This window comes from Kangiella japonica (assembly GCF_039523535.1).
Taxonomy (GTDB): Bacteria; Pseudomonadota; Gammaproteobacteria; order Enterobacterales; family Kangiellaceae; genus Kangiella; species Kangiella japonica.
Genome location: NZ_BAAAFM010000003.1, coordinates 1,090,467 through 1,103,030 on the forward strand (window position 1 = coordinate 1,090,467; position 12,564 = coordinate 1,103,030).

Sequence of the window (12,564 nt, forward strand, 5' to 3'; positions counted from 1 at the left end):
TATGAACCCATCAATGAAACCTTTAGTGATCTTTTCACACGGTAAAGTGTCTGGTCCAAAGGGAAATCGAATTCAAGCTTTATCAAGAGTTTGTCTAGAGCAAGGCTTTGATGTGGAGTCCTTGGACTACCGACGCTTACACACCAACGAACGTGTGACAAAACTTAATAACTACCTAATGAATTTATCACGCCCATATATTCTGGTTGGAACAAGCATGGGGGGCTATGTCTCCGCTGTAGCAGGATTAAGCAATGACCCTATGGGAATTTTCTTAATTTCACCAGCAGTTTATATGGATGGCTATGCTGAAGCGGATCTGGAGCGTTTAGAATGCCCTGTAACCGTGGTCCACGGTTGGCAGGACGATATTGTCCCAGTAGAGAATGTGATTCGCTTTGCGCAGGCCGCAAAAGCGGATCTGCACGTTTTCGATGGCGGACACCGTTTACGTGAAAAGCTGGATGAAACAGAGTCGTGTTTCGCACAGTTTTTGCGGAATTGTCGTAAGCAAAACCCACACATTCGATTGCAGACACTGAGCAGTCATTACGGAAACAGTATTTCCGGGTAATAGCTTGCAAATAAAGGCCCTTCAGAGGTAATTAGACTTGCTGAAAAGGATTGGTTTAGGGTACAATCGCGCATTCATTGGGTTGGCTGAATTAGTGATTGGCTGACTCGTTAGTACACACCGAGTGAAATCACTCGTCATTGGAGATATAAATTATGTCACTAAGTGCAGAAAAGAAAGCTGAAATTGTTCAAGAACACGCTCGCGCAGAAGGCGATACGGGTTCACCAGAAGTGCAGGTTGCATTGCTATCAGCGCAAATCAACCATTTACAAGACCACTTCAAAGCGCATAAGCATGACCACCACTCGCGCCGTGGTTTGCTTCGCATGGTAAGTCAGCGTCGTAAATTGCTAGACTACTTGAAGCGTAAAGATCATAGCCGTTACTTAGACTTGATTAAAAAGCTGGGTCTACGTCGCTAAGAATTAAAGGGGCCTTGCAGGCCCCTTTTTTGTTTGCTTTCGGACGATGTGGGTTCTGATGGCAAGTGGGTAAACAAGCCCAAGTAACTTAAATAGGAAAAAATTGTGGATTATACAAAGAAATCATTTCAATACGGTGGCCGTGAAGTCACTATCGAAACAGGTCGCGTTGCACGTCAGGCTTCTGGCGCAGTAATCGTAGATATTGAGGGTACTACCGCATTCGTAACAGTTGTCGGTAAAAAAGAAGCAAAAGAAGGTCAAGGCTTCTTCCCTTTAACGGTGAATTATCAAGAAAAAACATACGCCGCGGGTAAAATCCCGGGTGGTTTCTTGAAGCGTGAAGGCCGCCCTTCAGACGAAGAGACTTTAACAGCTCGTTTGATCGACCGTCCATTACGCCCGTTATTCCCAGAAGGCTTTTTAAACGAAGTACAAGTTGTCATTACTATCGTTTCAATTAACCCAGAAGTTGATCCAGCGGTTCCGTCAATGATCGGTGCTTCTGCAGCATTAGCTATTTCTGGTATCCCATTCGCTGGCCCGATTGGCGCAGCGCGTGTTGGTTATATCGATGGCGAATATGCCCTAAACCCATCAACGACAGAAATGGCTAACTCAAAGTTAGACTTGATGGTTGCGGGTACGGATCAAGCGGTGTTAATGGTTGAGTCAGAAGCTGACGAACTACCAGAAAACGTCATGCTTGGCGCTGTTATGTTTGGTCATCAAGAGCTACAAGTAGCGATTCAAGCGATTAAAGAATTACAAGCTGAAGCGGGCAAGCCTGCTTGGGATTGGACGCCACCAGCTAAAAACACTGCATTATATGATGCTGTGAAAGAAAAAATGCACGGTGCTATCGTTGAAGCATACCAGATCGCAGATAAAGCAGACCGTTATGACAAAATCAATGAGTTGTCAGCGCAGACTGTAGAAGCTCTGGCGGGTGACGAAGAAGGCCAGCCTTCGGCTGAAGAAGTAAAAGAAGTCTTCCATGACATCGAAAAAGAAGTGGTTCGTACACGTATCGTTTCTGGTGAGCCACGTATCGATGGTCGTGAGCCTGATATGGTTCGTGCTCTTGATATTCGCACAGGCGTTTTGCCGCGTACTCACGGTTCTGCAATCTTTACTCGTGGTGAAACACAGGCCTTAGTCGTTGCTACTTTAGGTACTGAGCGTGATGCTCAGATTAAAGATAGTATTATGGGTGATGCCAAAGATCACTTCATGATGCATTACAACTTCCCTCCTTATTGTGTTGGCGAAACAGGCTTCATGGGTTCTCCTAAGCGTCGTGAAATTGGCCACGGACGTTTGGCTAAACGTGGTGTTTTAGCGATGGTTCCAACTATTGCTGAATTCCCATACACGTTGCGTGTGGTTTCAGAAATTACTGAATCAAACGGTTCGAGCTCAATGGCTTCGGTTTGTGGTACGTCGTTAGCGTTGATGGATGCTGGTGTACCTATGAAAGCGCCAGTCGCAGGTATCGCGATGGGCTTAGTAAAAGAAGGCGATAAGTTCGTTGTTCTTTCTGATATTTTAGGCGATGAAGATCACCTAGGTGATATGGACTTTAAAGTAGCAGGTACTGCAGAAGGTATTACTGCACTTCAAATGGACATCAAAATTGACGGTATTACTCAAGAGATCATGGAAAAAGCACTTCACCAAGCACAAGGTGGCCGCTTACATATCTTGAATGTCATGAATGAAGCGCTAGCTAAGCCGCGCGAAGATATTTCTGAGCACGCACCGCGTATTACAGCGATTAAGATCCCAGTAGACAAGATTTCAGAAGTTATCGGTAAAGGTGGTTCAACTATCCGCGCCCTAACTGAAGAAACTGGCGCAACTATCGAAATCGAAGATGACGGTACAGTTAAAGTTGCTTCTAGCGATTCAGAAGGCGCAGCAGAAGCTGTTCGTCGTATCGAAATGATTACCATGGAAATCACCGCTGGCATGGAGTTTGAAGGCAAAGTAGTTCGTCTTGCAGACTTCGGTGCATTCGTTCAAATCACTCCTGGAAAAGATGGTCTGGTACATATTTCACAAATCGCTCACGAGCGTGTGAACAAAGTAACCGACTACTTGAAAGAAGGTGACATGGTTAAAGTTAAAGTACTAGAAGTCGATCGCCAAGGTCGTATTCGTCTTAGTATGAAAGCGATGATTGACCCACCAGCGCAAGAACAAGCGCCAGCCGGTCAAGAGTAATTATTTACTCGTTATATTAAAAAGGGAGCTTCGGCTCCCTTTTTTTGTCTAAAAGGATACGAAACTAACCTCCAGACGGATGATAAATCCACTTACCGTTAACTTAACCGTTATCCATGGTATGAATATAAATTCACGGTTATAGCTTTTCTTGCTTGTCTTCTTCGCCATTTTGAGTTTCCTCCATATTAGGCGTTTTGTAAATCGATAGACAAGTGAAGCAAATATTTGCTAGGATTGTTTTGAATATAGATAACAACCTTTCGAGCTTGTCTATCACTAGGAGGGACGATGCCAGTCGTCCCTGTTCCTATTGACCTGTCAATATTTAGATATATCTAAGCCAATAGATACAAGATAGTGCGTTTTTGTATTAGTAGCAAGAGCATATCTTGTGTAATTAGCTGTGGATAACTTGTGTGAAAAACGGGGGTAACTTTTAATCCCTTGTGCCGCCTACATTTGCGGGTGGTCAAGCGTTTTTTACTATTGTTATATTTTAAACTAAAATTAAGCTTGGAGAGACGATAAGGTGTTTGATATCTAAATCGAATCCTGTATCTAGTGACAATAGTTAATTGTTTACCAATTTTACCTTGTGTGGCAATCATTCCAAATATTCATATCTCTCAAGAAACTAAACTAAAGCTCAGAAATACTGAAAAGTCCTTCGGTATTAAACTGTTATCTTCCCCAGCGCGCCCTCAGTTCTCAAAATTATTGGAAAAAATGAAATTCGTGTTGGTTTATTATGTCCGTAGGCTGCAGACACTCAAATGCTTAAATCCAAAAATTTCTGCGAGGCTTGGCAAGCTTAAAATGGATTGTTAGACCTTATCTGCTTGTGCTTTGCATACCCTTAGAGCTAGCTGAGTAAGGCGAAGTTATAGCGGAAATAGGAAGGTGATTGTAGTGAATCCCTTTAGGGAGAGAGCAAAATTTAGATAATAAAAAATAGGGTCATTGGACAAGCAAAGCAAATGAACATATAACATAAATAGGGTATGGATAAAAAAAGAGGGGCCTGATGAAAAATTTAACGATAACGGCACTATTGTTGCTAACTTCAATCGCCTACTCAGCGGAGGAGCCGATACAAATTCCGCCGTGTTCGAGCGAAGAGTATAGCCAATTCGATTTTTGGGTTGGTGAGTGGGAAGTGTTTAATCCAGAGGGAGAAAAGGTTGGTGAGAACACCGTTGAGAAGATTTTAGGTGGTTGTAGCATACAAGAAAATTGGGTTGGCGAAAGTGGGAATATTGGTCATAGTTTTAATATCTATGATCGAACTACAGCATCGTGGCATCAAACTTGGGTCGATAATAGTGGTACCTTGTTAAAGCTCAATGGTGCTGTCAGTGATCGTTCGATGATTTTACAAGGCGTCACTAAAGGTCCAAAGGGGCCGGTTTTGAATCAGATCACTTGGACACCGCAAAAAGATGGCACGGTGCGACAGCAGTGGGAAATATCGGTGAACAAAGGTGGTAGCTGGCTAATGGTGTTTGATGGTACCTACAAAAAGAAACAGGCTGAAGGAGAATAGTTGTGGCTAAAAATATCTTAGCGGTGATTATTGGCGTTATTGTCGGTGGGTTGGTCATTTACAGCATTGAGTCTATCAATATGGTGCGTTTCCCGTGGCCAGAAAATCTAAGCATCGAGGACAAAGAAGCGTATGCTGAGTATGTTGGCTCTTTGCCAGTGGATGCTTTATTAACCGTGATTATTGCTCATGCCTTAGGCTCGCTAGTCGCGGGTTTTGTCTGTGGCAAAATTACACCCAATAAACATATTACTTTGGGCATTATTTGTGGTGTGGTATTTCTACTAGGCGGAATCATGAACCTAGTTATGATCCCGCATCCGCTTTGGTTCATGGTAGTGGATGTATTGGTCTACCTGCCTTTTGCGTGGCTTGGCGCTAAATTAGCCAAATAGAATCGTTCTCTGGTCATCAATACTGAGATTATGTTGGGTTATGCACACTCGTGCTGGTAGCGTTTTTATTCGACATGATCTCGTCTGCTAATTGGTCATCACCATCCTCTTTATCCACGCCAGATTGTTGTGGGGCTTTTTGTGGCTCTAGGCTCAATTGTGTATAGAGTGCAAAGTGATCGGAGCCATAAGCTGGCAAGCGCGTGATTTTATCTAACGTAAAGTGTTCACTGTGAAATAAGTGGTCAAGTGGCCAGCGCATAAACCAATAGTTAGCATGAAACGTATTAAACATACCGCGGCCAATTCGTGGATCGAGTAAACCACTAATTTTTCGAAAAAGACGCGTAGTCCGCGACCAAGCAACATCATTCATGTCCCCAGTAACGATAATCGGTTGCGCCTTATTTTTACTCTTTTCGATATTTTTCGCGACCATCACTAATTCTGCGTCACGCTCTGCGGACTCTTCGTTTTCAGTGGGGCTAGGAGGTGCTGGATGCAGGAAATGGAGTCGTATGGTTTGGCCATTTTCGAGTAGTGCCTGCGCATGAATCGAAGGCACGTCTTTTTCAATAAGGTACTGAATCTCTGCGTTTTTGAGAGGCAGTTTAGAATAAACGTGCATGCCGTATAGGTTATCTAGGGGGCATTTAACTGTGTGGGGGTAGTGCTCTTCAAGTTGATCGAGATGAGACTGCCACCATTGATTCGTTTCCAAAGTGACTAGAATATCAGGGTTATAACGGCGCACTAACTGGAGCAGCTGGCGAGCATTACGGTTAGTCATCAGAACATTCGCTGTAACGATGCTGATTGTATGCTTTTGCTGATTGGTTGATTTCTGCACTTCAGGTCTGACTAAGCGAGTATAAGGCAAAATCCACCAGCTTTGGTAACACAAACATAAAAAGGTGGGCAGGATAAGTAGCCAACTTTGTATTTGTGTTAACGTTAAAAAGCTGATTTGGAGGATGAGTAAGACAGCAGAAATGACCCCAAGCTGTAAGCGTGGAAAGTCTAAACCGCGCACCCACCATTTCTCATTTCGAGAAATAGGAAGAAGAGTCATAGCCGCAATGAGACAAGTACCAATAACGAGAACGGTAAACATACAAACACATTAACCTTAAGCTGGGTGACTTTGATGTTTTAATGCTACTGGAATTAGGCGAAATTTTCTGCCAAAACTTTAAAAGTTCGGTAAAAAAGCACACATCCTTGTGTGCACTACCGTGGAACTACGACTGCCAAAATATTATTGTGGCGTTGCTTGAATGGTAAGCGTGACTCCTGAAGTGGCGCTATAGCCACGTAATCCTATGTGCCAGGTGCCCGATTGTGGTGCATTGATGGTGCAGGTTTCTTCGTTGCCCCATTTATATGGGCGACAGTCATAGCTTGAAGTTGTGGGCTGCGAACCATGACTTAGATACAGGTCAGCGTCACCCGAGCCACCCGAAATAGTAACGGTTAGCAAGCTGTAGTCGCCATCGAGATCTTGGGTGAACCGTTCCCAAGCATTTTTGGCAACAGAAACATTACTATAGGTTTCGTCTATGGCTGGTGTACCAGGCCCTGTGTTGTCTTCGAAGCTGCCAATTAGCGTGACACCAGAAAAGCTAGTGTAAGCTTTTAGGCGAACATAGTAAGTGCCTTCACCATTACCTGAACAACTTTCATTGTTACCGTTTCTGTATGGGCGGCAATCGTAAGTCGAGTCCGTTGGTGCTGCACCTTTGCGCACATATAAGTCAGCATCACCTGAACCACCGTTAATGGCGAAGCGGATGTTGGTTGCGCCAGCAGGCACTTCCATGGTGTAAAGGATATCGTTGCCAGTGGTAGCGGATAAATCCGTCACGGGAACGCCATTCTTTAAGACTTTGTCGCCTGGTGGCGGCGGTGGTGGGGTACTGTCACCCACGGTTCCTTTCGCTAATTCGGCAAGGAAGGCTACCGAGAGTTTCGCGAAGTTCAAAGAGTGACTAGCATTAAAGTGATCGTCATTAACGGTGTGAATATCACTATTAGTGCTGCCCATGTGAGACTCAAATGGCATTGAGGCCGCAAAGCCCTGATTATGCCAGGAAGCATGATCGGAACAACCGTATCCACATTGGTCATAACCGTAGTTTATTGATGGCAAGTATGTCTCGGCGAGGTCGGCCAGGAACTGATTTTGAGCTTGGTTGGTATAATCCGTAATAAAAACAATATCCTGTGAGCTGCCTTTATAACCGGACATATCGAACTGGACGACTCCCAGTACATTGGCGTTACTGTTTTTATGCTCAGCGGCGATTTCTTGTGAACCCCTAAGGCCGACTTCTTCAGCCGCGTAACCCATAATTTTTACGGTACGCTCAGGCTTAAAACCCGACTCGACAATGGCTTCTAGTGATTCAGTTAATACGGCAATGCCTGAAGCATTGTCATCGGCGCCTGGTGCCCTACCAGAGCGGTTGTAGGAGTTAATAGAGTCAAGATGACCGCCAATAATAACGATTTCATCGGGGTAAGTTGTGCCCGTAATGGTGGCGATTACCGATGGCTGATTCCAACTATTGTGTCCATACAGTTTCACATTGATATCACTTCGATCTGCGGCTATAGATTGCCAATGATTTTTAATCCAATTAGCTGAGTCGACACCAGTAGAGGAGGTGTAATAACGGTTGTAATAGCTAGTGAGGCTATTCACGGTAGCTGTTAGGTCGGCGCTACTGACCTTGGAAATTAAAGCATTTGTAGCTTCGGGATTGTCGATACTGTAGTTGACCGTGGCAAAGTTTTGAGTTTGATGAATTTGGTGAGCGTGCTCTTGGGCTTGCTGCTGAGTGCTGTGATAGAAAAAGCCACCACAACGCTTATGCTCGTCATGCATTAACTGGCTCAACTCGATGAATTTGGATTCTGGAATTTGGGCTATAGCGACTGGGTTAGGACTGTTTTTACCAACAATGCCCGATAAAGACATAGGGATGTTTGCTTTAAATTTATTTTGTACGGTTTCAGCGGCATCAGCTCCAAGCGTGATCCATACCGTTTGCTCGGACTGGGGCTGATTTTGTGCCGAAGGTGAGTCTGGTTTTGCAGACGCCGAGTTTGTCAAAGACAAAGAGGTGGCGGCCACAGACATTAAAAATATGGTGGTTAGATGCTTCATGGTGAGCTACCTATGCTGTGATTAAATTTTAAATATTGCTCGAAAGTTACTTATGGAGAAGAGGGGCGGGAAGCCCCTCAAAAGCAAGATAACAGGGTTACTGAGGAGTTGCTGTGATGTTTAAAGTAACACCAGAAGCCGTGTTGTAACCGCGTAAACCAATGTGCCATGTACCAGATTGTGGTGCGTTGATGGTACAAGTTTCTTCGTTACCCCATCTGTACGGACGGCAATCATAGCTTGAAGTGGTTGGTTGTGAGCCATGGCGTACGTACAAATCAGCATCGCCTGAGCCACCAGAAATAGTCACGGTTAGGGAGCTGTAGTCACCGTTTAGGTCTTGCGTATAGCGAGCCCATGCATTTTGTGCGACAGAGACGTTGCTGTAAGTTTCATCGATAGGCGGTGTGCCAGGACCTGTGTTATCGTCGAAGCTACCAGTTAGCGTTACGCCAGAGAATCCTGAATAAGCTTTTACGCGAACGTAGTAAGTGCCTTCACCGTTACCTGAGCAGCTTTCGTTATTACCGTTTCTGTATGGTCGGCAATCGTAAGTTGAATCGGTTGGAGCAGCCCCTTTGCGCACATACAAGTCTGCGTCGCCTGTACCACCGCTGATGGCGAAGTTAATGTTAGTGGCGCCAGCAGGTACTTCCATGGTGTAAAGAATGTCGTTACCAGTGGTGGCTGATAGATTTGTTTCTGGCTCACCGTTTTTAAGAACATTATCACCAGGAGGAGGTGGTGTCGTACCGCCACAATCACGACCAGGACTAACGCTACTACTAATGCCTACGGCTTGTAGTGTGGCGTTAACATCGTCGACGCTATAACCCAAATCACACGCTGAGTCTAAAACGCCGTCGCCAGCATCGTCCCAGTTTGTGCGAGAGGTCCAGTAGTTTTGGTTTGCGCGAGTGTAAACTTCAAATGCTTTTTTCGTATCCCAACCACTAGTCGTTGCGAGTAAATAGAAAGCTTTGTTATAGACGCCTGAACTGTGGTGAACGTCCATGCCTGAGGTAAAGTTGTTCTGGTGATCGATTGATCTGCCATCTTGCGGGGGGGTGTTCATGTAACGTAGCGCACCGTTGCTTTTGAAAATTTGCTCACCAACTAAGAAGTCGTTTGTGCCATGCATATAAAATTCAGCAGCTTCACCGGCCATGTCTGAAAAGGCTTCGTTCAAACCACCGGATTTATTGCTATAGACCAAGCCTGAGTTTTGCTCTGTGAAGCCGTGGCTGACTTCGTGTGCCATAACGTCAAGCGACACTAAAGGATAGAACGTGCTAGCGCCATCACCGAAGGTCATTTGCTGGCCATCCCAGAATGCATTCTCGTAGTTATTACCGTAGTGAACGCGAACTCGTAATTTTTGTGAAAGAGGTGCGGCATTAAACCAATCGTTGTACATATTGAATACAACGCCACCAAAGAAGTGTCCATCGTTTAATGGCGAGTAAGCGCCGTTAATTTCTTTCACTGTATTGTCAGGGCAAGTGAAGCTGTGGATGCTACCACCGTACTGCGAGTTGTTCATGTTGATGGTATCGACATTGCTGTTACTCATGGTGCAAGTGTTACCAGACTGCGCCACATTCATCGGATCAAAGTCGGTACCATAAAAATATTTGCCCGTCTTTTGGTTACCGCCTGGACCTGTGCCGTTTGCCGTTTGCAGATTCTCATAAGAATGCAGCACATCGCCTGTTTTTGCATCAACAAACATTTGTGGACGAGAAGGCTCATCGCCGTGGGCAACGTAGCTTACAGAGTAAACCAACTTCGCCACGCCATCGTTGTCTTGCCAAATGACGAGATCAGACTTTTCGTTTTCGTAGTGTGAAATTGAGCGGCTTGTTTTGCCTTGTGCGTTAAAGGCTTGTGTATTTTTAGCGATGGACAATGCTTCAGCAGAAGTTATGCTTGGCTTGACGCTTGGCACGTCTTGCTCGATGGATTGAAGCACCGCGCCATGGGCAAAACTGAATTGACCAGAAGCTTTACGCGTAATAATGACGTCATCGCCGATAACTGGAATACCTTTATAAAACTGCTGATAACGTTTGGTGACGGTACCGTTATTGTTGTGGTAACTTTTGCGAACCTGTAAAGCGTCGCTATTGCCTTGTAGACCAACAAGCTGCTTCGCGTTCATCGAGACAGATCCCGGTAGAGCTTGCTGTTCAGCGATAAGGTTGTTGATAACAGGATTGTCGCGTAACGATTGGCGTTCGGCGGCATGGCCGACGGCTGTCAGCATGCTCAGCGACAATGCGCTAAGCACGAACTTTGAACTTCTGTTCATAGATATCTCCTTCTCATTAGTGAGTCGATAGTTGTTCTGATTATTGATGCTGAAGCATCTAATCGACGTAAGCGCTTGGCTTTAATGCATCGATTAGAAGTACCCCCTTCAGCGGCTGTGTTTTAAATCGAATAAAATTTTTTAATAACACGGTAATCAAACTAGCAACCTAAAAGAGTCGGTTCAATTGTAAAACTGTATCGTTTTGTAGAGTTATGTACCTTTGTGAACTGGCAGGGTTTTGTTTTGTGAGGGAGTACTTTTATTTATGTGATCTAGAGCCAAATTAATGCAAGTGTGGCTTGCTGGATTCATATCTGACTTACAGTAAAAAAGGACGCGGTGCGTCCTAAGGGTGGAGGAGACTATTGTCGTTTGTAGATAAAAATGACGTCCGTGTCTGAGAGTCTTCCTATGCTTTGGGGATATTAGTTAGTTTTGTGCGATAGCAGTTTCTACTTCTAAGCTGGAGTCCTCAAACATTGGCTCATGTGCTTGGTGGAAGCCTACCAGTAAGTCTGAATGCAATTCATAACGAACCGTGTATGTAATGCTTTGCCCTTTTTCCAGCGAAACCTTTTGTGGATCAGACAGCTCATTGATTGCACCATCAGAACTCACTTCATAGTGAATCAGTGCGCTTGGGTTCGGCAGCGGAATTTGGTAGTAACCGCTTAGAGCTCTGTCACTAGTATTACTGAAGCTTTGCGATAAGGTAAGAACGGTGAGGCCATCGAAGCGTTCTTCTTTTATAGTGCTAGCCTGTGGTTGTAAAGCGATTAAATTGCGTTCGCTATCGAGCGTATTAACGACGCCGAAGAGCTTAACATTTTCTAATGGTTCGGTCGGCTGATCGGCTTTTAAGTTGGTACTTAAACCTAACGCCATCATAGCAACGAAAGCTAAAGTAGCTTGTTTTAATTTAGTTGTGGTGTTCATCATTTACTCCTTGAAGCTTCCTCTTTGCTGGAAGCTATTGCGTTGTTCGATGATGTTATTAAAACGCAATATTATGGAGCTGTTGTGTGAATAAAGTGATGGAAACTATAGTGAATCGGGCAGAAAAATGGCGACTTGTAAGTCGCCATTGATGAAGCTTAAATAAGGATGAGCCTTAGTAGTGATGCAACAAGGTAAGTGAAAAAGTTACTGGGATCTCATCACTAATACTATTTAGGCCTGCAATTTCACGAAGCTTCTCTACGCCATCAGCAACGCCAAGTTCTTTAGCAGAAAGCACGACAGGCTCTTCGGTTGTGACGATTAACATTCCTTTAGCAGGAGTCACGCTAATAGTCGCGTTAAAGTCTGTCGACTGCCCTGCGAGCGACAAAGTACCTTCGATAGTCGTTTTAGTTTTGTCTTTAACACTAAGTAGCTGAGGGTCAATATTGGCTGTGATAAGTGCTTTTGGATGCTGCTCAGTGTTGAAAACGTGTTTTTGCAAACGCTCGTCACGAATAGGGATGTTGGTATCAACGCTGGTCAGATCGACAGTAACTTGCACTTCGCCAGTTTTAGAGACTGAGCCGGTGATGCCGTTAAATTCATGCTGTTCTACGATATCGCCATTCTTTGTACTGCTAAAATTCAACAAAGATTGATTGCTTTTAATGGTCCAACCGCTGCTTTTTTGGATTTGTTTTTTTTCTGCTTCTGTTGAGCAGGCGGCAAGGGCAAGAATACTGATACCACACAATACTTTTAGAATGTTGCTTCTCATCATATTTGACTCCTATTTTTTGATTCAAAAGAGTTTAACAAAATAAAATCAAAAAATACTAGAAAGATTACGAACAGGCCACAACTCTGCTTAAAAAATAGTCAGTGAATACTGGCTTAGAGCGCCTCCGTGATGGTATAATTCGCGCCCTTTTTTGAACAAATCGGCTAAGTTTAGCTAAATTGCTAAGCGTCA

At 44.4% G+C, this 12,564-nt stretch carries 10 protein-coding genes; 5 read left to right on the forward strand and 5 right to left on the reverse strand.

The window, feature by feature from the left end; all coding sequences use genetic code 11:
• Position 1: 1 nt before the first annotated feature.
• The 5 genes from ABD128_RS08570 (at position 2) to ABD128_RS08590 (ending at position 5,166) form a co-directional block, all read left to right on the forward strand.
• The gene (locus tag ABD128_RS08570; RefSeq protein WP_343989174.1) at positions 2–574 is read left to right on the forward strand and encodes an alpha/beta hydrolase; all 573 of its coding nucleotides are present in this window, start codon (positions 2–4) and stop codon (positions 572–574) included.
• 155 nt (positions 575–729) lie between these two features.
• The gene (rpsO, locus tag ABD128_RS08575) at positions 730–999 is read left to right on the forward strand and encodes a 30S ribosomal protein S15 (protein ID WP_343989176.1); all 270 of its coding nucleotides are present in this window, start codon (positions 730–732) and stop codon (positions 997–999) included.
• A gap of 105 nt (positions 1,000–1,104) precedes the next feature.
• The gene (gene pnp, locus ABD128_RS08580; protein ID WP_343989178.1) at positions 1,105–3,225 is read left to right on the forward strand and encodes a polyribonucleotide nucleotidyltransferase; all 2,121 of its coding nucleotides are present in this window, start codon (positions 1,105–1,107) and stop codon (positions 3,223–3,225) included.
• Between the two features lie 1,027 nt (positions 3,226–4,252).
• Complete coding sequence (locus tag ABD128_RS08585) at positions 4,253–4,771, forward strand: hypothetical protein (protein WP_343989180.1); 519 nt, start codon at positions 4,253–4,255, stop codon at positions 4,769–4,771.
• A gap of 2 nt (positions 4,772–4,773) precedes the next feature.
• Positions 4,774–5,166 (forward strand): hypothetical protein, encoded by a 393-nt coding sequence (locus tag ABD128_RS08590; RefSeq protein ID WP_343989182.1) that lies wholly within the window; start codon positions 4,774–4,776, stop codon positions 5,164–5,166.
• A 28-nt stretch (positions 5,167–5,194) separates the two neighbouring features.
• On the opposite strand, the gene ABD128_RS08595 is transcribed toward ABD128_RS08590, so the two are convergent.
• The 5 genes from ABD128_RS08595 to ABD128_RS08615 all read right to left on the reverse strand — a co-directional run bounded on the left by ABD128_RS08595 (position 5,195) and on the right by ABD128_RS08615 (position 12,372).
• Positions 5,195–6,280, reverse strand: a complete 1,086-nt coding sequence (locus tag ABD128_RS08595; RefSeq protein WP_343989184.1) for an endonuclease/exonuclease/phosphatase family protein — start codon at positions 6,278–6,280, stop codon at positions 5,195–5,197.
• A gap of 144 nt (positions 6,281–6,424) precedes the next feature.
• Entirely contained in the window at positions 6,425–8,335 is a 1,911-nt protein-coding gene (locus tag ABD128_RS08600; protein WP_343989186.1) for a M20/M25/M40 family metallo-hydrolase, read from the reverse strand.
• A gap of 97 nt (positions 8,336–8,432) precedes the next feature.
• Complete coding sequence (locus tag ABD128_RS08605; protein WP_343989188.1) at positions 8,433–10,646, reverse strand: M4 family metallopeptidase; 2,214 nt, start codon at positions 10,644–10,646, stop codon at positions 8,433–8,435.
• A gap of 432 nt (positions 10,647–11,078) precedes the next feature.
• Positions 11,079–11,588, reverse strand: a complete 510-nt coding sequence (locus ABD128_RS08610) for a hypothetical protein (protein WP_343989190.1) — start codon at positions 11,586–11,588, stop codon at positions 11,079–11,081.
• A 172-nt stretch (positions 11,589–11,760) separates the two neighbouring features.
• Positions 11,761–12,372: a YceI family protein gene (locus ABD128_RS08615; RefSeq protein ID WP_343989192.1), complete on the reverse strand. Its 612-nt coding sequence runs from the start codon at positions 12,370–12,372 to the stop codon at positions 11,761–11,763.
• Positions 12,373–12,564: the final 192 nt, after the last annotated feature.

Excerpts from the sequence above, each read along its gene's own strand:
- ABD128_RS08585 (WP_343989180.1), top strand. The coding sequence starts at position 4,253 with ATGAAAAATTTAACGATAACGGCACTATTGTTGCTAACTTCAATCGCC.
- ABD128_RS08615 (WP_343989192.1), bottom strand. The coding sequence starts at position 12,372 with ATGATGAGAAGCAACATTCTAAAAGTATTGTGTGGTATCAGTATTCTT.
- ABD128_RS08595 (WP_343989184.1), bottom strand. The coding sequence starts at position 6,280 with ATGTTTACCGTTCTCGTTATTGGTACTTGTCTCATTGCGGCTATGACT.
- ABD128_RS08600 (WP_343989186.1), bottom strand. The coding sequence starts at position 8,335 with ATGAAGCATCTAACCACCATATTTTTAATGTCTGTGGCCGCCACCTCT.
- rpsO (WP_343989176.1), top strand. The coding sequence starts at position 730 with ATGTCACTAAGTGCAGAAAAGAAAGCTGAAATTGTTCAAGAACACGCT.
- ABD128_RS08605 (WP_343989188.1), bottom strand. The coding sequence starts at position 10,646 with ATGAACAGAAGTTCAAAGTTCGTGCTTAGCGCATTGTCGCTGAGCATG.
- ABD128_RS08610 (WP_343989190.1), bottom strand. The coding sequence starts at position 11,588 with ATGATGAACACCACAACTAAATTAAAACAAGCTACTTTAGCTTTCGTT.
- ABD128_RS08570 (WP_343989174.1), top strand. The coding sequence starts at position 2 with ATGAACCCATCAATGAAACCTTTAGTGATCTTTTCACACGGTAAAGTG.